We start from the raw sequence: 25959 nt of genomic DNA, 5'->3' as shown, positions 1-25959 counted from the left end.
CAAACTATGTTGATTGAAAATATAGGCGCAGGCGGAGGGCGAAACAATCTAGAATCGAGTCGAAATCGATTAGTAAAACTGATATATGCAGACGCTAGACCTCGACACACTGAGAACGCTGACCGTCATCCAGGAACAGGGCGGCTTTGCTGCGGCGGCCATTCATCTGGGCCGAACGCAGTCCGCCGTGTCGCAACAGATGCAGCGACTCGAAAGCCAGCTCGGCCGCGCAATTTTTGAGCGGCGCGGGCGGCAAAAGCGTCTGACCCCGCACGGCGAGCGGCTGCTGGACTACGCGCGGCACCTGCTATCGGTCAATGACGAAGCCTTGCGCAACCTGCAGCAAGGCAGCCTGGAGGGCGTGCTGCGCATTGGTGCGCCCCACGATGTGGCCGACAACATGCTTCCTCCGTTGCTCGCGCAAATCGCTCGTCATTCGCCGCTGCTGCAAATCGATATCCACGTGGGGCGCAGCCCGTTTTTGATGGAATCTCTGCACCGCGGCGAGATCGACATGACGATTTCCAATCGTCATGACCCCACGCTGGAGGGCGTCGTATTACGCACTTCTCCCACGGTGTGGGTCTGCTCGTCCAGCTATGTGCTGGATACCAGCAAACCTATCCCGCTTGTCCTGGCCGACGGCCCCAGCCTGTTCCGACGCCTGGCCCAGGAGGCGCTGGACGACGCCGGCATTCGTTGGTCGCCCAGCTATACCTCATCGAGCCTGATAGGAATCAAAGCAGCCCTGCGTGCCGGGCTTGGCGTGACCGCGCGAGGTATCGAGCTGATCGGAACGGATTTCCGTGTGCTGGGAGAAAACGACGGCATGCCGCGCCTGCCCGACGTTGAGTATTACTTATTCGTGCGTAATAACGTCGTGCGGCCGCTGACGCGACGGGTCTTTGACATGCTCAAGAGCAATATGCGGCTGCTGCGCAGCGCCGATCGAGAGAATCGCCCGGGGGATGTGCTCGGCAGCGGAAATCATGTCCGCTTTGCAGTCTGATCAGGCTGGTGGGAGCCTTTGCCTGAATCAGATGTACCGCTCTCTGTAACCCTCTCGAACCGCCAGGCCTGCTCGGAGAGACCAAGCCCTGACTCCCCCTTAACGTGCCGCGGCCGCCAACGGCGCGCTCGCCTTGCGCGCCTGCACGGCGATCCACTGTGCCAGCAAGGCTGCTACGGCAAATGCGATGCCCGCCCCGATCCAGGGGCCGTGACTCATCCCGGCATCCAGCAGCAGGCCGAATCCCAGTGGGCCCAGCGCCGACCCCACATCCATGCCCGAGTAGACCAGGCCATACACGGAGCCCGTCGCGCCCTTTGGCGTAACGCGCCGGATCAGCATATCTCGCGATGGGGCAGCGACGCCGGAACAGAAGCCGGCCAGACCAACGACTAATGCCGCCCAGCCAGGAGGCACCATTCCCAGGGCGAGGACGACCAAGGTAACGCCAGCCAGGATCAGCGCCACGGTGACGGTCAACTCGGTGCGCGGGTTGGCAGACACGAGAAAACCTCCCGCTGCCATCCCGAGAGCCGACGCCACCATATACCCGGACAACGCCGAGCTGGCGACGACTTTGGACAAGTCATACAACTCACCCAAGAGCGGAATCGTGTAGTTCTGAACCGACGACAGTGCAATCGACGTGAAGGCGAAAAACAGAAAGGCGCCCCACAATGCGGGCTTGGCCAGCAAAGTCATCAAGGTCGTCAATACACTTTCTTGAGGGGCAGGCGTGCTCGCCGTTGCTTTGGCCTGAACCGTGTCGGATGCAGAAGTCTGCCCCCCCAACAGGTCGCGTCCCACGATCGCCAGCAGCAACACCACAGCCACCAGGCCCGCTGCGCTGAACGCCGCCACCCGCCAGTCGGCCAATAGGGTGATCGAGGTGATGAAAACCGGCGTCAACGCCCATCCCAGGTTCCCCGTCAACCCATGCGTGCTGAAAGCATGGCCCAACCGTGCCGGACTGACGCGATGGTTGATGATGGAATAGTCCGCGGGGTGGAATACCGAGTTGCCGATGCCGCCGAGCACCGCTGCTATCAATAGCATCAGGTAACCGTTGGCCGAGCCGATCAAGACGCCCGACAAGACAAAGCACGTCAGGCCGAACCACAGCACAGGTCTGGCGCCGATCCGATCCACCACAAAACCGGACGATGCCTGGCCTATGCCCGAAACGACATAAAACGTCGAGACCAGCAGGCCGAGCCGAGCAAAATCCAGATCAAACGCCGTGCCCAAGGATACATACAGCGAGGGCAGCACCAATTGAAAGAAATGCGACGAGGCGTGCACGACACCGATCAACAGGATCGTCAGCCAATCGCGGCGGCGAAGATCAGGGGAATCCAGCGTAACGGTATCTGCGGCGGAATGCATGGCAAGCAAAACTCATCTCAACGCAAAAGGCGCGGCTCGCGCAGCGCCACTGCGTAAATATCATTGTCGAGATCTCAGCCGCGATATCGGGTTATTGAATTCGCCGCGATGCCGGAATCTCAACCCTCCTTAAAACCTGGCTTGTCTATTGAGACTTTTCACGAATGGCAGGCCAGGCGCGTTGCAGGTAATAGAACATCGACCACACCGTCAACACGGCCGCAATCACAATCAATATATCGCCCAGGAGCCGGCTGGACATCCCGAACAGCTGTTGATCGTAGAGCAGGCACGGGATAGCGACCATCTGCGCAGCGGTCTTGAATTTGCCCAGGCGATGCACGGCGACGCTGGCGCTGGCGCCGATCTTGGCCATCCATTCCCGCAATGCCGAAATCGTTATCTCGCGCCCGATGATGATTAGCGAAATAAAGGCGTCTACCCTGCCGAGATCGAGCAGGACGATGAGCGCGGCGCAGACCATGAGCTTGTCCGCTACGGGGTCCAGAAATGCGCCAAACGCCGAGGTCTGGTTCCAGCGGCGGGCCAGCCAACCGTCAAACCAGTCGGTCAGGGCGGCAATGATAAAGGCCCAGGCGGCCAAGGTGTCGCGGGCAGGCTCAGCCATCCAGCTACTGGGCAGATAAAACAGCCCCACTACCAGCGGGATCATGGCGATACGCAGCCACGTCAGGATAATCGGCACATTGATTGGCATAATGAACGTATGCTACATCACCGGCGTGAAAAACTCTTGGCAGGACGCGCCAGGGTGGGGAAATAGCCAGCGGCAGGCAGTTTATCCATGCAAGGCCTCGTAGATACGCTCAGCCAGATCGTGCGAAATGCCGTCCACTGAGGCCAGGTCCTCGATACTGGCGGATGCCACCCCCGAAAACCCGCCAAAACGGGCCAGCAGGCGCTGACGGCGGCGCGCTCCCACACCCTCGATTTCCTCGAGACGCGAGACGTTGCGCGCCTTGGCGCGCCGAGCCCGCATGCCCGTGATCGCAAAACGGTGGGCCTCGTCCCGGACCTGGGCGATGAGCATCAGCGCGGCCGATTCCCCGCCTAATGCCACCGGCGGACGGCCGTCGGCGAACACCAGCGTTTCCAGCCCGACCTTACGCCCTTCGCCTTTGGCCACGCCAACCAGCGTTTGTATGTCCAGCCCCAGTTCGGCGAAGACCTGGCGCGCAATCTCGACCTGGCCCTTGCCACCGTCGATCAAGACGAGCCCGGGCATTGGCGCCTCGCCATCGGCGACCTTGCCAAAGCGCCGGGTCAATACCTGGCGCATGGCGGCATAGTCGTCGCCCGGCGTGATCCCCGCGATGTTGTAGCGGCGATATTGAGACGGCTGCATATCGTGATGCAGGAACACGACGCAGGAGGCCTGCGTCGCCTCGCCAGCGGTATGGCTGATATCGAAGCACTCGATACGCAATGCGTCCAGCGCAGCCTCGTCGGTGTCCAGGTCCAGCACCTCGGCAAGCGCCAGCGTCCGTGCAGCGCGCGCGCCGGATTCAGTCAGCGCACGGGCCAGGGCCATTTCGGCGTTTTTAACGGCCTGCTCCAGCCAGGCGCGGCGCACACCTTGAGGACGCGTCAGTACTCTAGCGGGGCGGACTTGGGCCTGCTCTGCCAACAGAGCCATCAAGCCGCTATCGGGCAAGGCATGCGAACAGACCAGCACAGGAGGCAAGGGATTATCGGTGTAATGCTGCGCGATGAAAGCCTCGAGCACCTGCGGCGCCTCCTGGCCGTCGACATGCACGGGAAAGAAAGGTTTGTCGCCCAAATGCCGGCCGGCGCGCACCATCGCCAGGTTGACACAGACCTTGCCGCCCGCAGAAGCAACCACGATGACGTCGGTATCCTCACCACCCACGTCCTCCATGGTTTGCTGATGCAGCACACGCGCCAGTGATCCCATCTGGTCGCGCAAAGCGGCAGCCTCTTCGAATCGCAGCTCGGTCGATGCCTGCAGCATGCGCTGTTCGATCTCGCCCATCACCTCGCGCGCCTCGCCATTGAGAAAACGCGCCGCGCGATTCACATCGCTGGCATAGTCCTCGGCCGAGATCGCATCGACACAGGGCGCCGAACAGCGGCCGATTTGATGCAACAGACAAGGACGCGAGCGGTTGGCGAAGACGGTGTCCTCGCACGTACGCAGACGAAAAACCTTTTGCAGGATCTGAATGGTCTCGCGCACGGCCCAGGCGTTGGGAAACGGACCAAAATATTGGCCGCGCTTGTTCGTCGCGCCGCGATAGTAGGCCACGCGCGGCCATTCGTGCCCCGTGATCCACAGATACGGGTACGACTTGTCATCGCGAAACAGGATGTTGTAACGCGGCCGCAGGCTCTTGATGAGATTGTTCTCCAAGAGCAGTGCTTCGGCCTCGGAACGCGTGACCGTGACCTCGACACGCGCCACCTTGGCAACCATCTGGGCAATTCGCGGGCTGGCCAGATTTTTCTGGAAATATGAGGAGACGCGTTTTTTCAGATCACGCGCCTTGCCCACATACATCACCACACCCTCGGCGTCCAAGTGTCGATAGACGCCGGGCAGGTGCGGCAGATCAGCCAGAAACGATTTGAGATTGAAGTCGTCGGGCATGCTGGTAGCGAGTCTCGGCCTGCAGGGCCTTCCAGGAGGGAGCGGCAAAACGGGGCATCAATCGGCGGATACGTTCGACCGATTCGGGTGAGTGCGTCACGTCCAGGCGGGACAGCAGATCATCGGCCAGGTCCGGGCGATTGCACACCAACACCATGTCGCAGCCTGCGCCCAAGGCGGCTTGGGCGCGCGCGAGGATATCGCCCGCCACCGTGGCGCCCTCCATGGTCAGGTCGTCGGAAAACACCACCCCCTGGTAGCCCAGGCGCTCACGCAAAATGTCTTGCACCCACCGGCGGGAAAAGCCCGCGGGCTGTTTATCCACCTTGGGATAAATCACGTGTGCGGGCATGACTGCCGGAATGACGGCATCGCCCAGCCAAGCATACGGTGCGGCGTCCTCACTAAGGATACGCTCCAGCGGGCGCGGGTCGACCGGCATCTCGTGATGCGAATCCGCCCCTACAAAACCATGTCCCGGGAAATGCTTGCCGCACGCAGCCATCCCGGCCTGTGCCAGGCCCTGAGCCACCGCGCGCGCCAGCATGGCTACCACGCGAGGATCGCGGTGAAAAGCGCGCGTGCCGATGACTTTGCTCACGCCGTAATCCAGGTCCAGCACCGGGGTGAAGCTCAGATCCACGCCACAGGCGCGCAACTCGGCTGCCAGCACATAGCCCGCCTCGGTAGCCAGTCGCATGGCGGTCAAGGGATCGCGGTCCCACAACACGCCCAAATCGCGCATGGCCGGCAACACAGTGAAACCGTCTTCACGAAAGCGTTGCACCCGGCCGCCTTCATGATCGACTGCGATCATCAGCGGCTCGTGGCGAGCGCCGTGGATCTGGCGTGTCAGCTCGCACAACTGCTTGCGGCTCTCGAAATTTCGGGCAAACAAGATCACCCCACCCACCAGCGGGTGGCGCAGGCGTGCTTTCTCTGCTTTGGTCAATGTGGTGCCTGCCACATCCACCATGACGGGGCCGGGGGGCAACAAGGTTTTATGTTTCTTGGCCATACGGTCTGGTCCTTTGATGAGAGAAAAAGAGGAATCCGGCAGGCACTAGACCTTGCGCTCGACGATGACGTACGCGGCAGCCATATCGGATTCATCGGTAATGGAGACATGCGCCACACCGAAACGCGGCGTGTACCATTCCAGCAGGCTCGGCGCGATGACCAGGACCGGACGGCCACTGGGCGCGTTGAGCACTTGTACGCGCGTCCAGGTCATGGGCATGCGCATTCCCAGGCCGATCGCCTTGGAGAATGCCTCTTTGGCGGCAAACCGCGTAGCCAGAAAACGCACGCCACGGGCAGCGTCCCGGGCGCGTCGGGCATGGAATTTCTGCAGTTCCTCGGGACCGAGGATTTTCTCGGCGAATCGATCCCCATGACGCGCCAACGCGCGCTCGATACGATCAATGCGCAGCAAGTCCATGCCGATGCCGGCAATACTGCTGGCCGGCTCTGGCGGTGAATGGGCGGGGGCGTCAGACATGAGACAAGACTCAGCGGCCGCGCACGGCCTGCAAACGTGCCTGCACCATGAGCGCCTTCATGTCGCGTACGGCCTTGTCCCAGCCGTCGAACACAGCCTGCGCCACAATGGCATGACCGATATTGAGTTCAGAAATACCGTCCATCGCCGCGACAGGCGCCACGTTGCCATAGTGCAACCCATGGCCGGCATTGACACGCAATCCATGCCGCAGACCCTCGGCCACTCCCGCACGCACGCGCTCGAGTTCCTGGCGCACCTGATCACCCTCTGCCTCGGCATAGGCTCCCGTATGCAGTTCGATGACTGGAGCACCGGCTTGAACGGCCGCCTGGATCTGCGCCGGTTCGGGATCAATAAACAGAGAGACGCGGATACCTGCCTGCTGCAGACGAGCCACGGCGCTGGTGACGGCGGGCAACGCGCCCGCGACGTCCAAACCGCCCTCGGTCGTGAGTTCGGTGCGTTTTTCGGGCACCAGGCACACGTCGCTGGGACGAACTTGGCACGCGATCTCGAGCATTTCGGGCGTGATCGCACATTCCAGATTCATGCGGGTGCGCAGCAGCGGGCGGATGGCGTGCACGTCGGCATCCTGAATGTGACGGCGATCTTCGCGCAGATGCAGGGTAATCAGATCGGCCCCGGCATCCTCCGCCCGCAAAGCGGCCTGGATCGGGTCGGGATAAGTCGTGTGGCGCTGCTGACGCAGCGTCGCCACGTGATCGATGTTGACGCCAAGTTCTATCATGATGCTGTCGTGGATGAATCTAAAAGGGCGGCTCCGATATCCCGCAGATCAGGATATCGGATGCCGCCCTCAAGTGTAACTCTCAGATCAGGAGCCGGATGGTGGCGTCGCCGATGTACCGGGCGTGGTAGCGCCCGTATCCGCCGGATTGCCGCCTGACGCCCCATTTGCGTTGCTGGCCGTAGGAGTGATCTCCGACCAGCCACCGCCCAGGGCCTTGTACAGTGCCACGCGATTGTTCAGCGCGGCCAGGCCGGCCTGGACCAGACTCAACTGAGCGTTGAAATAATCAACCTGGGCAGACTGCACCTGCAAGTAGCTGTCGATGCCATTCACATAACGCAGATTGGAGAGCTCCAATGTGCGCGCGGTCGAGTCCTGCAAGGAACGTAGCGACTCGACCTGAGCCCCATAGGTCGCCTCGCCTGCCAAGGCATCGGAAACCTCCTGGAAAGCCTGCTGGATGGTCTGCTCGTACTGCGCCACGGCAATGTTGTTACGCGCGTTGGCCAGGTTCAATCCCTCGCGAATGCTGCCACCGGCAAATATCGGCGTCGTGATGGATGGCGAGAAGCTCCACGCCCCTTGCCCACCGCGGAACAAGGTACCCAACGAAGGGCTCGCGACCCCCAGCATCCCGGTCAGGGAAATCGTGGGGAAGAACGCCGCCCGGGCTGCGCCGATGTTGGCATTGGCCGATTTCAGGTTGTTCTCCGCCGCCATGATGTCGGGACGACGCTCGAGCAAATCGGAGGGTAGCCCACCCGGCACGGTAGCCAGCAACTGATCCCGGCCGAACTCCGCTGGCGCTGGCAGGTCGTCCGGCAGTGGCACGCCGACCAGCACGGTCAATGCGTTGACGGACTGCGCGCGCAACCGCGCCAATTGCGCCAGATCGGCCGAGGCCGAATCCAGCAGGCTCTTGGACTGGTTCAACTCCATCTCTGACGCCACGCCGCCGTCGAAACGGCGTTTGACCAGGTTGTAGGACTCTTGGCGGGCAGCCAGCGTCTTGCGGGTGAGATCCAGCTGGACATCGGCCGCGCGCATGTTGAAGTAGGCTTGAGCCACAGCGCCGACCAGCGTGATATGAACGCTGCGTTGCGATTGCTCGCTGGCAAGATAGGTTTGATAGGCGGCGTCTGACAGACTGCGCAAGCGGCCAAACAAGTCGATCTCGAACGACGTCATCCCGACGCCAGCCTGATAACTGCTGGTCACCGAAGGCGAGTCTTCACCCCCCACCCGCATATTGGGCGGCATGCGTTGGCGCGTGCCGTCGATACCGGCACCGATGCTGGGCCACTGCGCGCCGCGCTGCACGCCGTATTGGGCGCGCGCCTCTTCGACGCTTTCGACCGCGACACGCAGATCACGGTTATTGGCCAACGCCAGCTCGATCAAGGCCTGCAGGCGCGGATCGCGGAAAAATTCGCGCCAACCGATATCGGCCGCGGGCACCGTCGACGCAGGCGCCACGGCCGAGGCCGGCTGTTCGGACAACGTGACCTGACCGGCAGCCGAGCCGAATTGCACTTTGGGTTGCGTCGGCCAATCTCCCGGAACAGGAGACTCGGGACGATGATAATCGGGCGCCAGCGAGCACCCGCCCAACAGCGCGGCCAGGCACAGCGACAGCGTGGCGCGTTGATATTTCGAAGATGGCTGCAACATGTCGCGCCGCATAGATGACTTATCTCGTTTAGACATCAGAGCACTCATTGCTTGCTCTCCTGATCGTCTGCCGGGCGAGCCGTAGTGCCGTTGGCGGACGAGTCCTCGGCGGCTTCGCGAGCGCGTTTTTCGGCCTGCTCGGCCTCGAAGGCCTTGAGCTCATTACCCAGCAAACGAGGCTTGGTCTTGAAAAGGCTGAGCATCACCACAAAGAACGTGGGCACGAAAATCACGGCAAAAGGCGTCGCCGCCAACATGCCGCCCAACACACCGATACCCACGGCCTTTTGGCTGGCAGCGCCCGCACCACTAGCCAAAGCCAGCGGAACCACGCCCAGGATGAACGCCAGCGAGGTCATCAGAATCGGGCGGAAACGCAGACGCGCCGCCTCGACCGTGGCCTCGTACAGACCCATACCGCGGGCGTACTGGTCCTTGGCGAATTCCACGATCAGAATGGCGTTCTTGGCCGCCAGACCGATCACGGTCACCATCCCCACCTGGAAGTACACGTCGTTGGACATGCCCAGCAGAGACACCAACCCGACCGCGCCCAGCATCCCCAACGGCACCACCAGCATGACCGACAAGGGAATTGCCCAGCTCTCGTACAGCGCAGCCAGCACCAGGAACACCACCAGCAGCGCCAGCCCCATCAGGATGGGAGCCTGGTTACCTGCCTGGCGCTCCTGATACGACAAGCCGTTCCATTCGTAGCCGAAGCCCGAGGGCAGTTGGCCCACCAGGCGCTCCATTTCGGCCATGGCTTCACCCGTGGTGTAGCCCGGCGCGGCGTCACCGCCTATCCGCATGGACTCGTAGCTGTTATAGCGCACGACCTGCACCGGCCCTTGTGTCCAGTCGTACGACACGAACGAGGACAGGGGCACCATCTGGCCCTGGCTATTGGCGACGTTCATCTTGAGGATCTCGTCCGCCTGCATACGGTGGCTGGCCTCGGCCTGCACCCAGATGTTCTGCATGCGCCCCATATTGGGGAATTTGTCGATGTAGCTCGACCCCAGCGAAGTCGCGATCAGCGTAGCGGCGGCTTGGAAATCCACCCCTTGGGCCGCGGCCTTGTCACGGTCGATCTTCAAGGTCAATTGCGGACCGGGCTGCAGCCCAGTGATACGCACTTGGGACAGGATGGGGCTCTTGGACGCCATTTCCATCAACTGCCCCGTCGCTTGCTCCAGCGCAGCCGTACCGGCGTTGCCACGGTCTTGCAGGCGCAAGTCGAAACCCGTCGCGTTACCCAACGATGAAATGGCAGGCGGCACCAGCGTAAACACCTGTGCATCGTGAATGCCCATCAATTGCTTTTCGAAGGCTGCAAACGCAATTGCACCTGCCGAGTCCTTGGGGTCCTTGCGCTCGGAGAAATCTTTGAGCGTCGAGAAGGCGATCGCAGCGTTCAGCCCGTTACCGTTAAAGCTGTAGCCCTGAACGGTGATGACGTTTTCGACGGCCGGCAGGTGCATGAAATAGTCTTCGACCTGCTTGAGCACATCGACCGTACGATTGGCGCTGGCCCCCGTCGGCAGCTCGATGTTGCTGACCACGTAGCCTTGGTCTTCTTCGGGCAGGAACGAGGACGGCAGACGGAAATACAGCCACCCCAGCAGTACCACCAGCAGCAGGAACAGCAGCATCATGCGGCCGCTACGATGCAGAATCCGGGCTACCCAGCTTTGGTAACTATGCGTCGTCGCGTCGAACTTGCGGTTGAACCAGCCGAAAAAGCCTTTCTTTTCCTCGTGATGCCCCTTCGGGATAGGCTTGAGGATCGTGGCGCACAACGCGGGCGTAAAACTCAGCGCCAGGAATGCCGAGAAGAAAATGGACACGGCCATCGCCACGGAGAACTGGCGGTAGATCACGCCCACCGAACCGCTCATGAAGGCCAACGGGAGGAACACCGTCACCAGCACCAGCGTGATCCCGACGATGGCGCCGCTGATCTGCGGCATGGCTTTCTTGGTCGCTTCTTTAGGCGACAAGCCTTCGGCGGCCATGATGCGCTCGACGTTTTCCACCACCACAATGGCGTCGTCCACCAGAATACCGATGGCCAGCACCATGGCGAACATGGTCAACACGTTGATGGAAAAGCCCAACCCCAGCATCACCGCGAATGCCCCCATCATGGCCACCGGCACCACCAGCGCCGGGATGAGGGTATAGCGCACGTTCTGCAGGAACAGGAACATCACCAGGAACACCAGCACCATGGCTTCGACCAGGGTATGGATCACCTGCTCGATCGAGACCTGGACGTATGGCGCCGTGTCGTAGGGGATGTCGAATTTGATGTTGCCCGGGAAATACTGCGACAACGATTCCATCTGGTCGCGTACGCCCTGCGCGGTGGCCAGGGCGTTGGCGTCCGGAGACAGTACGATGGCAAAGGCCGCCGTGGGCTTGCCATTGAGGCGGGCACCAAACTGATAGTTGTCAGCGCCCACCTCGATGCGGGCGACGTCACGCAGACGCACTGACGAACCGTCGGTATTGGCGCGCAGCACGATATTGCCGAATGCTTCGACCGTCGAAAGCTGGCCATTGACCACGACGGTTGCCGTATAGCGCTGGCTTTCCGGATTGGGAGGCGCCCCCAGGCTGCCTGCCGAAATCAGCACGTTTTGCTGGCTGATGGCAGCATTGACATCCAATGCGCTGAGGTTATAGCCAACAAGCTTGTCCGGATCGATCCAGACCCGCATGGCACGCGGTGCGGCGAACAGCTGAAACTGTCCTACCCCAGGCACCCGCGATACGGGGTTCTGAATGTTGCGCGTGATGTAGTCGGCCAATGCCGTCTGATCCAACGAGCCGTCGGTCGAGGACAGCGTCACGATCATCAGAAAGCCGGCACTGGTCTGCTCATACTGGATGCCTTGCTGCGTGACCGCCGTCGGCAATTGCGCCGTGACGTTCGACACGCGGTTTTGCACGTCCACCTGCGCCAGGTCGGGGTCGGTACCCGGCGAGAACGTCGCGGTGATCGTGGACTGGCCGTTGTTGTCACTGACGGACTCGTAATACAGCAGTCCCTTGGCGCCGTTGAGCTGATCCTCGATGATACTGGTCACCGACTCGGCGACCTCTTTGGACGAGGCTCCCGGATAGGTAGCAGTAATCGTAATGGCAGGAGGCGCCACGTCGGGGTACTGCGCGACCGGCATATTGGGAATGGCCAATATGCCCGCCAGCAAGACGAACAGGGCAACTACCCAGGCAAAAATTGGTCGATCGATAAAAAATTGCGGCATGTGGGCTAACTCGGAAAGTGCTCACGAAAACAGGCACGCGGCGCATCGCGCCGCGTACCGTTTTAGGATTTGTGCTCCGAAGCGGGCTGCGCAGGTGGCGCGGCGCCTTCGGGCTTGCCCTGCGTGGGCGGTGCGGCTTTGCTTGGTCCACCGGGATTCCAGGGGGAGGCCTGCGCTGGCGCGCCAGGGCGGATCTTCTGGAAGCCTTCGACAACCACGACGTCGCCGGCTTTCAGGCCACTGGTCACCAGCCATTGCCCCTTGATCACCCCACCAGTCGTTACGGCGATCTGCTCTATCTTGTTGTCTTTCACAAGCATCAAGCTCTGCAGACCATCAGCCGTACGCTGCAGGGATTGCTGAGGCACCATCAACGCCTGCTGATTGGTCCCTTGGTCCAGACGGACACGCACGTACATGCCGGGCAGCAAGAGGCCGTCCGGGTTGGGCACCTCGGCACGCAGGTTGACCTGTCCGGTCGTCGGGTCCACCGTAATCCCGGTAAACAGAAGCTTGCCGGGATGTTGGTAGACGGAGCCGTCCTCCTGAACGACGCTCACGCGTGCGGCGTCTTTGCCGATGCGCTCGATCTGGCCGCTGGCAAACGCCTGGCGCAACTGGGCCAGATCGGCGGTGCTTTGCGTGAAATCGACGTAGATCGGATCGAGCTGCTGGACCAGGGCCATCTGCGTAGCCGATGTTCCTTCGACCAATGCACCTTCGGTGACCAGGGCCTTGCCGATGATTCCTGTGATCGGCGAGGTGACATCCGTGTACCCCAGATTGATCGCAGCCGCGTCCAGGTTGGCCTTGGCAGCCGCAACAGCAGCCTCGGCCTGACGATAGCTGGCCACGGCGTTGTCGTATTCCTGTTTGCTGACGGCATTGGCCTTGACCAGCGGCGCATAGCGGTCTGCGAGCGCTTTGGCGCTGTACAGATCGGCCTGCGACTGTTTGAGCTGGGCGGCCGCCTGATCGCGCGTTGCCTTATAGGGAGCAGGATCGATCTTGAAGAGCAGTTGCCCTTCTTTGACTTCGCTGCCTTGCTCGAACTCGATCTTTTGCACGATGCCTGTGACCCGTGCACGGATTTCCGCATCGCGAACAGCGTCCACACGGCCCGGCAAGTCGGACACGATTGATGCGGGTTGAGGTTGAACCGTAATGACGCTGACTTGCGGCATTCCGGGATTCATTTGAGGGTGTTCTTTGCAGCCTGCCAATGCCAAAGCAACAAGCGCAACGACACCGAATCCAGAGACACGATGGTGCGAAAAACGCATGAATTCCTCACGGAGTAGAGCCAAGGCGCGCGAACCCGCACACGCAGTACCGAACAGGAATAATCAGGTCCGGCAAGCCCGTTAATGTAACCTTATTTTTGTCCTAAAACTACCGAATTTGGCATCAAATCCCTCGTAATATTACGATACGCCGTCAATGTGATGCCTCGTTGACAGGCGAACTCAGCGCTTGGCCGAACGGTGTATGTCATGCGTCACAAAGCCTTGATCCACAGGAGGACGGTCCAGCACTTTCGGCATGGCCAACGTTTGTTGAATGTCTGTCAGACCGCTTTGCCAGTGTTCGCGCATGGCCTCGGATCCAAACTCATAGTCCTTTGAATTGCGTTCGTAGTGTTTGGCTTCGTAGATCAAATTGACGACATTCACTGCTGGCGTGCATGCCAACTCGCGGATATCGGCCAGCTCCGCACTGCAGCGCTCGTCCTCGGGCAAACGTTCCAACACGCGCTGCAATCCGCGGCGCAATTTCAAGATGCGTTGATAAATGTTCGTCACCGTACGGGTGCGGCTGGAGTATTGAATATCCTTCTGACGCTCCGCGACTTCTTCGAGATTGGTAGGCAATGCCCCTCGGGCGGGCCAGAGATCCACCTGAAAAGCCAGCGTGTCCGGCATCGGATGCGCAGACAACACTTGAGACAGCGGCGTATTCGACACCACACCGCCATCCCAGTAGTACTCGCCGTCGATCTCTACCGCGGGGAACCCGGGCGGCAACGCCCCGGACGCCATGATGTGCTCGGCCCGCAACCGCGTCGTCGTGCTGTCGAAATACGCAAAATTGCCTGTCCGCACATTCACGGCCCCAAAGCTGGCGCGCACGTCTCCGCGGTTGAGCAAATCAAAATCCACGTAGCGATTGAGCGTCTCCACCAGCGGCGAGGTGTCATAGAAGCTGGTTGCTTGCGGGCCGCTATGCATCAAATAGGGAGGTGGATAGCGCAGCTTGAAAAAACCCGGCTGACCCGATGTCAATGCATGGAAAGCCGCCAATTGACCGTTCATCGCGGGTGAGCCAAAGCCAAACGGAACGCCCTGGAACAACCGGGCCCAGGCCTCGCCCCATGGCAAGGAAGCAAACCCGGTAGGCCGGCAAATGGTTTCCCAAAACCCGCGCAAACGTTCCACACGCTCATCGGGCGGCGAGCCCGCAATAATCGCGGCATTGATCGAGCCGATCGAAATCCCGGCTATCCAGTTCGGACGGATGCCGGCCTCGTGCAGCCCCTGATAGACCCCTGCCTGATACGAGCCCAGCGCGCCACCGCCTTGTAAAACCAAGGCGATGGTCTCGTAGCCGTCAGTCTCTGGCGGACACGCACATGAATCGGATCGCGTCACACTCATTGAGCCTTGGTCGATTGAGGCATTTGCGGCGTACCGCTGCCCTCTCGGAACGGATAGCGTTGGAATATCTGCGCCACATTGGCGTCCACATTCTGTGCAGAAGAGGCAGTCGCCTGGTCGTCGATGACGCCAACGCTGACACCCTCCCAGACCAATTGCTTGCGGCGCGCATCGATTAGATCGATATTCAACGTACCCTCGGTGTACTGATACACGTCATTGCCCCAGGCGTAGCCCGGCCAACCGCCGTAGAAGCCCGCGCGATAACCATAGTACGGGCCCATCGGCGCCGCAGGGGTTACCTGGGTCTTCTGCTGCAATTTTGCATTGAAGTTGATCAATAGGTCGGGAGACTGCTCGGCGTAGACGTAGCCGCGCATTTCCATTTGGCTGCGGGTGGCGGATTTCAAGCGTTCAGTCAGCAGCGTGCTGTACCCTGCCTTGTCGGTGCCCAACGGCGACATGAAACCAAAACTGCGATACTGGGCAAAGTTCGCGCTGTGATCATAATCACTGCGGATCGTGGGGCCGGACGAGCAGGCGGCCAACAATCCCACCATAGCCAGGGCCGGGACAAGCGCAACGCGTTTCATAACGACATTCTCCGCAGTAAATGCGCGAACATCATGCCTTGAAGTTTGTAAACTTGCAATGGAATCTCATTCGCGTTCAGTTGTGGCAACATCGTGTCTTTCGTCGCCTATGCTGCCACGTCCCTATCCCACCGACAACTGCCCTACTCTCTGACTGCGCCATGACATCACCCCCGCTGGAGCTTGATGGATCCATCTGGCTACGAGCCGGCAGCCAAACATTGGGTGGCAAAAGCCGTATCGACCTGCTGACTCAAATCGGACTCACGGGCTCGATCAGTGCAGCAGCGCGAGCGGTCGGCATGAGCTACAAAGGGGCCTGGGATGCGATCGACGCCATGAACAATCTCGCCGGCGAGGCGCTGGTGCTGCGGGCAACGGGAGGCAAAGGCGGCGGCGGCGCGCAACTCACGGCCCGTGCCGAGCAGCTTATCGCAACGTTCCAGATCCTGGAGGCGGAACACCGGCGCGTGATGGAGCATCTGGCTCAAACGAATCTGGACGCGCCGAATGACCTGAATTTGATGAAGCGAATCATGTTGAAGACCAGTGCGCGCAACAAGCTCCTGGGCACTGTCAGCGCGATCCGGACGGGCGCGGTCAATGACGAAGTCACGCTGTGTATCGCGGGCGGGCATGACATCGTTGCCACCATCACTCGCGAAAGCACGGCCGATCTCGGCCTGGCCATCGGCAGCGAAGCCATCGCGCTCATCAAGGCCCCCTCTGTCATGATCGCTCTGCCTGGCGAGGGACTGCGCCTCTCGGCGCGTAACCAGTTGGCGGGCACGGTGGCGGACATTCGGCCGGGTGCGGTCAATAGCGAGATCATCGTCGATATTGGCAATGCGGTTAGTCTGGCGGCCATCATTACGCAGGATAGTGCGCAGGCGTTGGAATTGGCGCAGGGGGTGCGGGTGGTGGCGGTGTTCGATGCGTCTAATGTGATATTGGGGGTTGTTGCTTAGTTAGAGATGTTGCGTTGGTCGGCGGGTTGCTTGTTTGCGGGTGAGGATGGGTTGCTTGCGGATAATTGAGTTCTTTAGGCGCCGGGGGCCGTCATGTAAAGGCGGTGCTGGCCCTATCGTCCGGTCTGGTCGCCTGCGCGACCAGACTGCCCTTCACCACCCTCGCCAGGCGGGGCGGCTGGGCAAACTCGCTGCGCTGCGCTCCGCTCAAACATGCCCAGCCGACTGCCCCCCGCCTGACAAGGGCGGTTCGGCGGACTCAACGGGCCAGCACCGCCTTTACATGACGGCCCCCGGCTCGCAACGTCTATTATTGGCGGATGCTAATGTCTATTGGCAGCTCTAATGTCTATTGGCTGATCTAATGTCTATTGACGGATGCCAAGAGCAAGCTGTGTCCGTAATGGGTGCCGTAGGTGGCAACCAACATCCGCGGCCAGCCACGGCTGTGAGTCCCTGCCGGGTGTCGGGCAGTTCTCCGCCGGGCCGTTGAGCGCGGATTCAGTCCGCGAAGCGGACCGAGGCCCCTGGTCATGGGCCGAGTCCGCGCGATAGGCCCGGTGGAGAACTGCCCGACACCCGGCAGGGACGTCTCAATCGAGACACCCGATGCTGAGAGGCGACTCCCCTCCGGAGCACATCACAACGACAACCGTCACAACAAACAAAGAGGCGCGCCCTACCCCAGCAACAACGCATCATCCGAGAGTTTCTCCCCCCGAACCCGCTCAAACATCGCCAGCAGATCCGGCACATCCATCCCTTTGCGCTCGTCCCCCGAAACATCAAGCACTACCTGTCCTTGATGCAACATGACAGTACGATCGCCCACATCGAGCGCCTGCCGCATGCTGTGAGTCACCATCATCGTCGTGAGCTTGCTCTCTGCCACGATGCGAGCGGTCAATTGCAGAACAAAATCCGCCGTGCGCGGATCCAGCGCGGCCGTATGCTCATCCAGCAGCAGAATCTGCGACGGCTGCAATGCCGCCATCAACAGGCTGACTGCCTGACGCTGCCCACCCGAGAGCAAACCGATACGATCGGACAAGCGGTTTTCCAGCCCTAGCCCCAGCGTGGCGAGACGTTCCCGAAATCCCTCGCGCATGCTGACTTTGACCGCGCGGCCAAAGCCTCGGCGTGCGCCGCGCATCTGAGCGAGCGCCATGTTTTCCTCGATGGTGAGATCCTCGCAAGTGCCTGCCATCGGGTCCTGGAATACGCGTGCGACACGGCCAGCGCGTTCCCAGACGGGTTTGCGGGTGACGTCTTCGCCGTTGATTTCGATCCGGCCGGAGTCGACGGGCAAGTCGCCGGAAACGGCATTCAGGAACGTCGACTTGCCTGCCCCGTTTGAACCGATGACGGTCACGAACTGGCCACTGGGGATCTCGAGCGACAACCCACGCAACGCGCGGGTTTCGATCGGGGTTCCCGCGTTGAAAGTCATTTTCAGATCTTGTGCGCGCAACATGATCAGGCTCCTTTCTTGCCGATCAAGCGGCGCTTCAACATCGGAATCACCAGAGCGATGGTGACCAATACGGCAGTGACGAGATTCAGGTCTTGGGCCTGCAGGCCAATGAAATCGCTATTGAGCGCCAAGGCGATAAAGAAACGGTACACCAATGCACCGATGATGACCGCCAAGGTGGCCAATACGAGCTTGCGAGACGGCAGGATGCTTTCGCCGACGATCACAGCCGCCAAGCCGATCACGATGGTCCCGATCCCCATGGAGATATCCGAGCCGCCTTGTGTCTGCGCGAACAAGGCGCCAGCCAGGCCCACGAGGGCGTTGGACAGGGCCATGCCTGCCAGGATCATGCCGCCGGTGTTCACGCCCTGGGCGCGGGCCATGCGGCCGTTGGAGCCCGTCGCGCGCATCGCGAGACCGGACTGCGTGGACAGGAACCAGTCGAGCAGCAGCTTGACGATCAGGACGACGCCGACCAGGATCAGCGGACGCGCCACATAGTCGCTCAGCCATTCAGGCTGCAAAATGGTAAAGACGGTGGGCTCGGTGATGAGCGGCACATTGGGCTTGCCCATGATGCGCAGGTTCACGGAATACAACGCAATCATCATCAGGATGCTGGCCAGCAGATCCATGATGCGCAGCTTGACGTTCAGCCAGCCGGTGATGAGTCCCGCCACCGCCCCGGCCGCTGTTGCAGCGAGCGTGGCGGTAAAGGGATCCACGCCCCCGGAAATCAATGTCGCGGCGACCGCGCCGCCCAAGGGAAAGCTGCCGTCCACGGTCAGATCGGGAAAACGCAGCAGCCGAAAGGAAATAAAGACGCCTAGCGCGACCAGGCTGAAAATCAAGCCAATTTCCAGTGCGCCAAGCAAAGAGAATAAGGACATGAATAGAATCTGACCCGCCAGGTCTTGTGAACCCGGCTGGCACTACCTTGAATTATGTTCAGTGAAAACAAACTGCTGGCCCAGCGGGCCAGCAGTGACTGTCATTATTTGATGATCTCTGCCGCCGATTTCACCAGCGCATCCGGCAGCGTAACACCTTGTTTGGTAGCCGCGCCCGGATTCACAAACAGGCGGAGGTTCGAGCTGGTTTCCGAGGCGATTGCGCCCGGTTTTTCGCCCTTGAGGATGCGTACCACGATCTTGCCCGTTTGCACGCCCAGATCATGATAGTCGATGCCCAACGCCGCAATGGCGCCACGCTTTACGCTATCGGTGTCCGAGGCCACCAAGGGAATCTTGGCGTCGTTGCCGACCTTGACCAGAGACTCGTAGGCCGACACCACGTTATTGTCGGTATTGGTATAGATCACATCGACTTTGCCGATCAGGCTGCGCGCGGCGGAGGCCACATCGACGGTGCGCGGCGCGGCCGCCTCGACCAGCGTCAAGCCAGCCTTGGGCAGCAGTTCCTGCAACCGTTTGACCACCACCACCGAGTTGGCCTCGCCGGGGTTGTAGACCATGCCGACGCGCTTGGCGTTGGGCACGACCTTTTTGATCAGCTCGACCTGTTTGTCCAAGGCCAGCAGGTCGGACACGCCGGTCACGTTGGTACCCGAGGGCTCCATGCTGGGCACTAATTGCGCAGCAACAGGGTCGGTCACCGCCGAGTACACCACCGGCACGTCTTTGGTCGCAGCGACGACCGACTGGGCCGACGGCGTCGCGATGGCCACAATGGCGTCAGGACGGTCGCCGACGAACTTGCGCGCGATCTGCGCGGCGGTGCCGGTATTGCCCTGCGCGCTCTGGTATTGCCATTTCAGATTCTTACCCGGCTCGTAGCCGGCTTTTTTCAGGGCGTCCTGGACGCCATCACGTACGGCATCCAGGGCGGGATGCTCGACGATGGCCGTCACGGCCACCGATTTTTGTTGCGCCGCAACGGCCGGGACAGCGTGGATAGCCAACGCCACCGCCACTGCGCCCACCGTCAGAAAATGTTTTTTTCCGATCAGCATCGGGTCTACTCCTTGCACCGTTTGGGTGTTGGTTTACTTATCAGCGTGTGAGCCTGTCAACTGACTGCCAAGCCCACATACCAGTGAAACCGCTAAGTCTAACGTGTCGCGGCGGACTTGGTGGCGGGGGTAATCCCTGAAAAATGCTGTCGCCACGACAGTTGGCCTCACGTCACGCCCCAAACACGGCTGACACCCGTTATTGCACGACTCATTCAAGGCAGTGCAGCGGCTCGCTCCAAGACCGGGCAAACCGCTGCAGCACGCCTGGCATGCGTGCCAGCCGTTTGCCTGTCATCAATCCAGCGTCACCCCCGAATCCTTGACGACCTTGCCCCATCGGACGATTTCACTATCGACAAAGGCGCCGAATTTTTCGCCGGTGAGATCCGGCGTGGCCGAACCGTTGCCTGCCCATGTTTCTTTGACCTTGGGAGTATTCAAGGCTTTCGTCACCTCGGCGATCATCTTGTCGACGATGGGCTTCGGCGTGCCCGCCGGCGCCCACAAGGCATACCAGGTCGACACTTCATAGTTCGGCACGCCTGCCTCGGCGGCCGTCGGCACATCGGGGAACGATGGCGAACGCTTGGCGGCAGCCACCGCCAGAGGCTTGATACTGCCGGCTCGAATATGGCCTGCCGACGAGCCCAAGCCGTCAAATGCCAGATCGACCTGCCCACCGATCAAGGCTGACAGCATCGGGCCCGCACCCTGATAGGGCACATCGATCAGCTTGATCCCCGTCTGCATCGCGAACAGCTCGCCAGCCAGATGGTGTGTGCTGCCCTTGCCTGCCGTGCCGAAATTGATTTCGCCCGGGCGTTTGCGCGCATACTCAATGAACTCCTGCAAGGTTTTCACCGGCAATTTGGATGTGTTGATCACCACCACCTGGGGCGGCTGCGCCAGCAGCGCTACCGGGATGAAATCTTTCTGAATGTTGTACGTCAGGTTCTTGTAGAGCGCAGGCGCCACGACATGGTGGGCGCCGCCCATAAAGAACGTGTAGCCGTCGCCTTTGGCTTTTGCGGCCACGGAGGCTCCGACAGTGCCGCCGGCCCCGCCTTTGTTGTCAACCACGACGGTCTGCCCCAACTGTGTGCTCAGTTGCTGAGCCAACGGCCGCGCAAACGTGTCCGTGCCGCCGCCAGCGGGAAACGGCACGATCAAGTTGATGGGATGCTCAGGCCAATCGGCCAAGGCAGCGGTCGGTGCCAAAGCCGCGCTGACCCCTAGCGCGGCTGCCAAGCTCAATGCACGAATCATGGAATGCTTCATTTCGTCTCCTCGATTGATACAGCATGAAAATGCTGCCCGTATTTGGTTTTATATGAATGCATCAGTGTGTCGCCGGACAACCCGCGCCGCGGTCCAGCGGCCACGGGACTGTCTCGGATTTCCATCGTCTCGCAGACCGGAATCGAATCCGGCCCAGGCCTGCGAATCTGTCAGTGCGACGGACGTGGGTCCAATAAAAATGAGCTGGTGAGCGAGCCTCCTGTCTGGGGCGGTTAATAGAAGGTTACGCAGTCTTGTATGACTCGCGCAGAACGTTCTTTTGTACTTTTCCCATCGTGTTGCGCGGCAACTGATCGATCAGATGCAATTGCTTGGGCACTTTGAAATTGGCAATCCGGCTTTTCAGCTCTGCCTGCATCGCGGAGATGTCCAGGGCAGCGCCCTCACGGGGGACGACCACGGCAACTACGGCTTCGCCGAAATCCGGATGGGGCACACCGATGACGGCCGACTCCAATACGCCGGACATTTCATCAATGATCAGTTCGATTTCTTTGGGATAGACGTTGTAGCCGCCCGAGATGATCAGGTCTTTGCTGCGGCCTACGATGGACAGGTAATCGTCCGGCACCGCTGCGCCGCCCGATTCGCCGCCCCAGCGGCCCACATCGCCCGTGCGGAACCAACCATCCGAGGTGAACTCTTCGCGCGTTTTTTCCGGCATGCGCCAGTAGCCCGAGAACACGTTCGGGCCACGCACCTGCACATTGCCAATCTCGCCTGTGCCCAGCTCGGACCCATTATCATCGACCACACGGACTTGCACACCCGGCAAGGCTTTGCCCACGGTGCCGCCACGGCGTTCGCCGTCGGCCGCATCATAGGGATTGGAGGTCAGCATCACGGTCTCGCTCATGCCATAACGCTCGAGAATGGTTTGCCCTGTGCGTTCGCGGAAATCGTCGAAGGTCTCCATCAACAGCGGCGCCGACCCGGAAATGAACAAACGCATGCGCGCACATACCTTGCGGTTAAAGCGCGCCTCGGCCAGGAGACGGACGTAATAGGTGGGCACACCCATCATCACCGTACAGCGCGGCAGGTAATGCAATGCTTGTTCGACGTCCAGCTTGGGCAGCCAAATCATGCGAGCACCAGCCAACAGCGCGCCGTGAGAGGCCACAAACAAACCATGCACGTGAAAGATCGGCAGCATATGCAGCAGCACGTCGTCCGAACGCCAGCCCCAATACCGATGCAACACCTGCGCATTGGAGGCCAGGTTGCCGTGGGACAGCATGGCGCCCTTGCTACGGCCCGTGGTCCCCGACGTGTACAGGATCGCAGCCAAATCGTCCGCGTTACGCACGACGTCCTTGAACGACTGGCTTTGGCCCGCGGCCGCATCCAGCAAGGTACCTGTGCGATCCTCATCGAGCGTAAAGACATGAGCGGTACCGGCCTGCGCGGCGGCCTTGCTCACCCAGCCCAGATTTTTGCTGGAGCACACCACCACCGCGGGCTCCGCATCGCCCAGGAAATACGAAATTTCCGACTCGCGATAAGCCGTATTCAAAGGCAAGTACACCAGTCCGGCCCGCAACGTGGCCAGGTAAAGCAACAGCGCCTCGGGGGATTTTTCAACTTGTACCGCGACGCGCGATCCCTCGGGTAAATTCAGCGAGGTCAACAAATTAGCCAGGCACGCACTGGCGTGATCGATATCGTCCCAGGTGTACAGCAGCTCAGGCGTTTCCAGGGCGATTTGACTGCGATCTGCGGGAAAGCCGCTAGCCAGCACGGTATACAGATTGGCGTTGCTCACCTTATTTAGTCTCCAGTGAATACCGGCGTCCGGCCAGCCAGAAAGGCGTCGACGCCTTCGCGATGGTCATGACTCTCGGCATAAGAAAAAAAGTCCTGATAATGGGATTCGTCCAGCGGCGCGCCTTGCTGCAAATGGCGAGACTGCCGCTTGTTGATACGTGCGGCCAACGGCGCGCCACGCATAATACGCTCGGCACAGGCGTGCGTCTGGCCGGCAACCTCGGCATCCGGCACGACACGGGTCAACAGCCCTAACGACAGCGCTTCGGCCGCATCGAATACGCGCCCCTCAAGCAGAATCGCCATGGTCGTCGCACGGCCGACCAACGCCAGCAAGCCCCGCATTTCGTCGGGCGCCATCGGGAACCCCAGCTTGTTGATCGGCACCCCGAAACGCGTCGACGCCCCCGCGATACGCAGATCTGCCTGACAGGCGATTTCCAACCCGCCCCCCACGCAGACGCCCTCCAACTGTGCGACGACGGGATGCGGGCAATCCGCCACTGCCTGTAGCGCTGGCGCGAGAATATGCTGGTGATAGTGGCGCACTTGAGATAAATCGCCCCGTACCTCGGGAAACTCGCGAATGTCCGCTCCCGCGGCAAACTGACCGCCCTCGCCGCGGACGATCACGCAGCGCACGGTGTCATCTGCGGACAGCGTGTCGAACACCGCGCGCAACTGATTCCACATCGACACGGTAATGGCGTTCAACCGCCCGGGATGCGATAACGTCACGCACGCCAAAGCGCCCTCGCGTGTCAGTTGTACGCTGCCCTGCCCACGCGCTACAGATGATGCGTCATGCTCGTTCATTGTTGTGTCCACTCACTATGCAATCCGCGCAATACCGCGACTGACACGCGGCTTGCCCTGCCCTAATTGTTCGAGATTGGCGTCCAGGTCATCCAAGTCGTACAGATAATTCACCATCATGCCGCAGGATTGGCCCAGCCCTTTGGCCGACGTATCTGCCGCCCAATTCAGTCGCTCGATACGCGCACCGTTGCCCAGGTGAAAACGCGCGACAGGATCGATGGGCTGATTGTTTTTCATCGTCATCAAATAGTGCGCCACCAGCTTCATGCCAGCCCGCTGCACTACCTCGGACGACTTGCCTGTCGCCGCTTTGGACAGTCTGGCCACCCAGCGGGCGCCATCGGGTGCGCCGGCTCTCGTACGGCCTTTGTCGCGCACAACCGCCTCGACTTCCGCCGCACTCAGACGCGACAGCCAGTCGACCAAACCGGGAATCGGCGACAAGGTGGCAAAGAAACGCAATTTGGGCAGCTCCTCGACCAGGCGCTCGATCACACGCTTGAGCAGAAAATTGCCAAAACTGATCCCGCGCAACCCGGGCTGCGTATTCGAGATGGAATAGAAAATCGCCCAGCGGGCCTTGTCCAGATCGGCTGGCGGTGCGGCCGTATCCAGCACGACCTGTACGTTGTCTGCCATCTGCGTGGCAAAAGCCACCTCGACAAAGATCAACGGCACATCCGGCATTTGCGGATGGAAATAGGCATAGCAGCGCCGATCCGGCGCGACGCGATGGCGCAAATCATCCCATGACCGGATTTCGTGCACGGCCTCATAGATGATCAGTTTTTCCAGCAACGACGCCGGCGAGTCCCACGTCAAGGGACGCAGCTCCAGCAGCCCCACGTCAAACCAGGCCGACAGCAGGCTTTCCAGATCCTTGTCCAGAGCCTGCAGGCCTGCCACCTGTTTACGCCAGCGCAGCATATCCGCACGCAACGCCACCAGGAAACGCAAACCATCGGGCAATGCATTCAGACGCTTGAAGAACGCCAGCCCACGATCGCCACGCGGCTGTAAACCGGCATCGACTTGCGCCAGGCCCGTCAGCAATTCGCGCCGACGCTTACCGTCCGCCGCCGTGTACGCAGCACACCAGGTGCGTGCCAATCTGTTCGCGGCCACATCCGTCAGGCGTGCCTGGAACAGGGGCAGGATTTCCGTGGCAGTAGGCGGGCGGTCGCGATCCCACAGGCGGCCAAGCCGGGCCATCAGCCCTGCGCTCTCTGCAACCGCTTTTTCATCTGACACGGTATCGCCCTCAGGCGGCCGAGCGCCGCGTGCGAGCGGACTGGAGTCTAGGGCTGTCATGGGAAACCTCCTGGATAGCAGACGTATTTGAGGATGACGGTGATGATGAACGGGCTGTTGCCGTCAGGGGCGCGGCCTCGGCCCGCCGGGCCAGCAGACGCAAGGCGTCCAGCTGACGCAGCAAATGTTTACGGGCCAGCGCCTCGGCGGCTTCCGGGTCACGGGCTTTCAGCGCGGCAAAAATGGCCATGTGTTCGGCGCAGGACTCGGTGATTCGTCCGGGCACGGTCAGGCTTTTGTGACGAAAGAGGCTCAGCACCTTGCGTAAATTCCCCACCATGTCCGACAGCCAGCGATTGTTCGCCAGCGCCTGAACGGCCTCGTGGATCTGCGCATTGGTGTCGTAATAGGCATCCACTTCGCCTGCCGCAGCATGCGTTTGCAGTGCTCGATGCAGCGATTCCAGCCCTGCGAGTTCCGCGTCGGAGGCTTTCAATGCCGCCTCGTGCGCGCAGCGCCCCTCCAGCATGGCCATCAAGGGAAAGATGTCTTCCAGGTCCTGCAACGACAACTCGTTGACGAAACACCCGCGGCGCGGCTCCAACCGCACCAGTCCTTCGGTCGCCAGGACTTTCAGCGCCTCGCGCAACGGCGTGCGGGAAATGCCGAGCACGCCCGTCAGGTACACCTCGTCTATCCACTCGCCGCTGGCCAACGTCCGCGAGCGAATCATGTCCCGCAATCGGTCGGCGACCTCGAGGTATAGCGCTTGACGAACAATAGGTGCGGTCATGGCAGGCCTGTGGGGAATCCTGTAATTCATAATTATAGGAATCTTGATCATAGCCATTACGGCGCTAAAGCGATAGCCCCCGTCCCCTGGGAAATCCCTTGGCACCTGGTTTCGCCCCGTTGCGCCGCCAGGCGCGCA

21 protein-coding genes are annotated in these 25959 nt (G+C 60.9%); 2 read left to right on the top strand and 19 right to left on the bottom strand.

Annotated features, from left to right (window positions below):
• The first annotated feature begins 85 nt into the window (after positions 1 to 85).
• Positions 86 to 1009, top strand: coding sequence for a LysR substrate-binding domain-containing protein (locus ACYVIT_RS10380; RefSeq protein ID WP_415805650.1), 924 nt, complete (start codon positions 86 to 88; stop codon positions 1007 to 1009).
• A gap of 99 nt (positions 1010 to 1108) precedes the next feature.
• On the opposite strand, the gene ACYVIT_RS10375 is transcribed toward ACYVIT_RS10380, so the two are convergent.
• The 11 genes from ACYVIT_RS10375 to ACYVIT_RS10325 all read right to left on the bottom strand — a co-directional run bounded on the left by ACYVIT_RS10375 (position 1109) and on the right by ACYVIT_RS10325 (position 15472).
• Positions 1109 to 2395: an MFS transporter gene (locus tag ACYVIT_RS10375; RefSeq protein ID WP_415805649.1), complete on the bottom strand. Its 1287-nt coding sequence runs from the start codon at positions 2393 to 2395 to the stop codon at positions 1109 to 1111.
• A gap of 145 nt (positions 2396 to 2540) precedes the next feature.
• Positions 2541 to 3113, bottom strand: a complete 573-nt coding sequence (gene pgsA / locus ACYVIT_RS10370) for a CDP-diacylglycerol--glycerol-3-phosphate 3-phosphatidyltransferase (protein WP_415805648.1) — start codon at positions 3111 to 3113, stop codon at positions 2541 to 2543.
• 81 nt (positions 3114 to 3194) lie between these two features.
• Positions 3195 to 5024, bottom strand: a complete 1830-nt coding sequence (uvrC, locus tag ACYVIT_RS10365; protein ID WP_460478193.1) for an excinuclease ABC subunit UvrC — start codon at positions 5022 to 5024, stop codon at positions 3195 to 3197.
• Positions 4987 to 6042, bottom strand: coding sequence for a beta-N-acetylhexosaminidase (gene nagZ, locus ACYVIT_RS10360; protein WP_415805646.1), 1056 nt, complete (start codon positions 6040 to 6042; stop codon positions 4987 to 4989). The genes uvrC and nagZ overlap by 38 nt, the downstream gene beginning before the upstream one ends.
• Positions 6043 to 6087: 45 nt before the next feature.
• Entirely contained in the window at positions 6088 to 6525 is a 438-nt protein-coding gene (gene acpS, locus ACYVIT_RS10355; RefSeq protein ID WP_415805645.1) for a holo-ACP synthase, read from the bottom strand.
• Positions 6526 to 6535: 10 nt separating this feature from the next.
• Positions 6536 to 7276, bottom strand: coding sequence for a pyridoxine 5'-phosphate synthase (gene pdxJ / locus ACYVIT_RS10350; protein ID WP_415805644.1), 741 nt, complete (start codon positions 7274 to 7276; stop codon positions 6536 to 6538).
• 87 nt (positions 7277 to 7363) lie between these two features.
• Positions 7364 to 8950, bottom strand: a complete 1587-nt coding sequence (locus ACYVIT_RS10345) for an efflux transporter outer membrane subunit (RefSeq protein WP_415805643.1) — start codon at positions 8948 to 8950, stop codon at positions 7364 to 7366.
• Between the two features lie 44 nt (positions 8951 to 8994).
• Positions 8995 to 12225, bottom strand: a complete 3231-nt coding sequence (locus tag ACYVIT_RS10340) for a multidrug efflux RND transporter permease subunit (protein ID WP_415805642.1) — start codon at positions 12223 to 12225, stop codon at positions 8995 to 8997.
• Between the two features lie 62 nt (positions 12226 to 12287).
• Positions 12288 to 13508 carry an efflux RND transporter periplasmic adaptor subunit gene (locus ACYVIT_RS10335; protein WP_415805641.1) on the bottom strand — a complete coding sequence of 407 codons (1221 nt, stop codon included), beginning with the start codon at positions 13506 to 13508 and terminating at the stop codon, positions 12288 to 12290.
• A gap of 183 nt (positions 13509 to 13691) precedes the next feature.
• Positions 13692 to 14879, bottom strand: coding sequence for a DUF3734 domain-containing protein (locus ACYVIT_RS10330; RefSeq protein WP_415805640.1), 1188 nt, complete (start codon positions 14877 to 14879; stop codon positions 13692 to 13694).
• Complete coding sequence (locus tag ACYVIT_RS10325) at positions 14876 to 15472, bottom strand: DUF4136 domain-containing protein (RefSeq protein WP_415805639.1); 597 nt, start codon at positions 15470 to 15472, stop codon at positions 14876 to 14878. The genes ACYVIT_RS10330 and ACYVIT_RS10325 overlap by 4 nt, the downstream gene beginning before the upstream one ends.
• A gap of 161 nt (positions 15473 to 15633) precedes the next feature.
• Between ACYVIT_RS10325 and ACYVIT_RS10320 the strand changes: the two genes are divergently transcribed.
• The gene (locus tag ACYVIT_RS10320; protein WP_415805638.1) at positions 15634 to 16440 is read left to right on the top strand and encodes a TOBE domain-containing protein; all 807 of its coding nucleotides are present in this window, start codon (positions 15634 to 15636) and stop codon (positions 16438 to 16440) included.
• 679 nt (positions 16441 to 17119) lie between these two features.
• Here the strand turns inward: ACYVIT_RS10320 and ACYVIT_RS10315 are convergent.
• From ACYVIT_RS10315 to ACYVIT_RS10280, 8 genes are all read right to left on the bottom strand, one after another.
• Positions 17120 to 17914: an ABC transporter ATP-binding protein gene (locus tag ACYVIT_RS10315; RefSeq protein WP_094822281.1), complete on the bottom strand. Its 795-nt coding sequence runs from the start codon at positions 17912 to 17914 to the stop codon at positions 17120 to 17122.
• 2 nt (positions 17915 to 17916) lie between these two features.
• Positions 17917 to 18807 (bottom strand): ABC transporter permease, encoded by an 891-nt coding sequence (locus ACYVIT_RS10310; protein WP_415808461.1) that lies wholly within the window; start codon positions 18805 to 18807, stop codon positions 17917 to 17919.
• A 104-nt stretch (positions 18808 to 18911) separates the two neighbouring features.
• Entirely contained in the window at positions 18912 to 19889 is a 978-nt protein-coding gene (locus tag ACYVIT_RS10305; RefSeq protein ID WP_415808462.1) for an ABC transporter substrate-binding protein, read from the bottom strand.
• Positions 19890 to 20186: 297 nt separating this feature from the next.
• Positions 20187 to 21170 (bottom strand): Bug family tripartite tricarboxylate transporter substrate binding protein, encoded by a 984-nt coding sequence (locus ACYVIT_RS10300; RefSeq protein ID WP_415808463.1) that lies wholly within the window; start codon positions 21168 to 21170, stop codon positions 20187 to 20189.
• Between the two features lie 244 nt (positions 21171 to 21414).
• A complete protein-coding gene (locus tag ACYVIT_RS10295) occupies positions 21415 to 22956 on the bottom strand; it encodes a malonate--CoA ligase (RefSeq protein WP_415808464.1) in 1542 nt (513 codons plus the stop codon).
• 5 nt (positions 22957 to 22961) lie between these two features.
• Complete coding sequence (locus ACYVIT_RS10290; protein WP_415808465.1) at positions 22962 to 23774, bottom strand: enoyl-CoA hydratase/isomerase family protein; 813 nt, start codon at positions 23772 to 23774, stop codon at positions 22962 to 22964.
• Between the two features lie 15 nt (positions 23775 to 23789).
• Entirely contained in the window at positions 23790 to 25088 is a 1299-nt protein-coding gene (locus tag ACYVIT_RS10285; RefSeq protein ID WP_415808466.1) for a malonyl-CoA decarboxylase domain-containing protein, read from the bottom strand.
• The gene (locus ACYVIT_RS10280; protein ID WP_415808467.1) at positions 25039 to 25821 is read right to left on the bottom strand and encodes a GntR family transcriptional regulator; all 783 of its coding nucleotides are present in this window, start codon (positions 25819 to 25821) and stop codon (positions 25039 to 25041) included. The genes ACYVIT_RS10285 and ACYVIT_RS10280 overlap by 50 nt, the downstream gene beginning before the upstream one ends.
• Between the last annotated feature and the right edge of the window lie 138 nt (positions 25822 to 25959).

The sequence above is a fragment of the Bordetella muralis genome, assembly GCF_054781015.1.
The sequence above is the reverse complement of the archived record's forward strand: the minus strand, read 5'-3'. Positions and strand labels throughout refer to the sequence as shown.

Bases quoted from the DNA above. Each gene is read 5' to 3' on its own strand.
- ACYVIT_RS10380 (WP_415805650.1), top strand. From the start codon at position 86: ATGCAGACGCTAGACCTCGACACACTGAGAACGCTGACCGTCATCCAG.
- pdxJ (WP_415805644.1), bottom strand. From the start codon at position 7,276: ATGATAGAACTTGGCGTCAACATCGATCACGTGGCGACGCTGCGTCAG.
- ACYVIT_RS10310 (WP_415808461.1), bottom strand. From the start codon at position 18,807: ATGTCCTTATTCTCTTTGCTTGGCGCACTGGAAATTGGCTTGATTTTC.
- ACYVIT_RS10375 (WP_415805649.1), bottom strand. From the start codon at position 2,395: ATGCATTCCGCCGCAGATACCGTTACGCTGGATTCCCCTGATCTTCGC.
- ACYVIT_RS10335 (WP_415805641.1), bottom strand. From the start codon at position 13,508: ATGCGTTTTTCGCACCATCGTGTCTCTGGATTCGGTGTCGTTGCGCTT.
- acpS (WP_415805645.1), bottom strand. From the start codon at position 6,525: ATGTCTGACGCCCCCGCCCATTCACCGCCAGAGCCGGCCAGCAGTATT.
- ACYVIT_RS10340 (WP_415805642.1), bottom strand. From the start codon at position 12,225: ATGCCGCAATTTTTTATCGATCGACCAATTTTTGCCTGGGTAGTTGCC.
- ACYVIT_RS10320 (WP_415805638.1), top strand. From the start codon at position 15,634: ATGACATCACCCCCGCTGGAGCTTGATGGATCCATCTGGCTACGAGCC.
- ACYVIT_RS10305 (WP_415808462.1), bottom strand. From the start codon at position 19,889: ATGCTGATCGGAAAAAAACATTTTCTGACGGTGGGCGCAGTGGCGGTG.
- ACYVIT_RS10315 (WP_094822281.1), bottom strand. From the start codon at position 17,914: ATGTTGCGCGCACAAGATCTGAAAATGACTTTCAACGCGGGAACCCCG.
- ACYVIT_RS10325 (WP_415805639.1), bottom strand. From the start codon at position 15,472: ATGAAACGCGTTGCGCTTGTCCCGGCCCTGGCTATGGTGGGATTGTTG.
- ACYVIT_RS10330 (WP_415805640.1), bottom strand. From the start codon at position 14,879: ATGAGTGTGACGCGATCCGATTCATGTGCGTGTCCGCCAGAGACTGAC.
- ACYVIT_RS10300 (WP_415808463.1), bottom strand. From the start codon at position 21,170: ATGAAGCATTCCATGATTCGTGCATTGAGCTTGGCAGCCGCGCTAGGG.
- nagZ (WP_415805646.1), bottom strand. From the start codon at position 6,042: ATGGCCAAGAAACATAAAACCTTGTTGCCCCCCGGCCCCGTCATGGTG.
- ACYVIT_RS10345 (WP_415805643.1), bottom strand. From the start codon at position 8,950: ATGTTGCAGCCATCTTCGAAATATCAACGCGCCACGCTGTCGCTGTGC.
- uvrC (WP_460478193.1), bottom strand. From the start codon at position 5,024: ATGCCCGACGACTTCAATCTCAAATCGTTTCTGGCTGATCTGCCGCAC.
- ACYVIT_RS10285 (WP_415808466.1), bottom strand. From the start codon at position 25,088: ATGACAGCCCTAGACTCCAGTCCGCTCGCACGCGGCGCTCGGCCGCCT.
- ACYVIT_RS10280 (WP_415808467.1), bottom strand. From the start codon at position 25,821: ATGACCGCACCTATTGTTCGTCAAGCGCTATACCTCGAGGTCGCCGAC.
- pgsA (WP_415805648.1), bottom strand. From the start codon at position 3,113: ATGCCAATCAATGTGCCGATTATCCTGACGTGGCTGCGTATCGCCATG.
- ACYVIT_RS10290 (WP_415808465.1), bottom strand. From the start codon at position 23,774: ATGAACGAGCATGACGCATCATCTGTAGCGCGTGGGCAGGGCAGCGTA.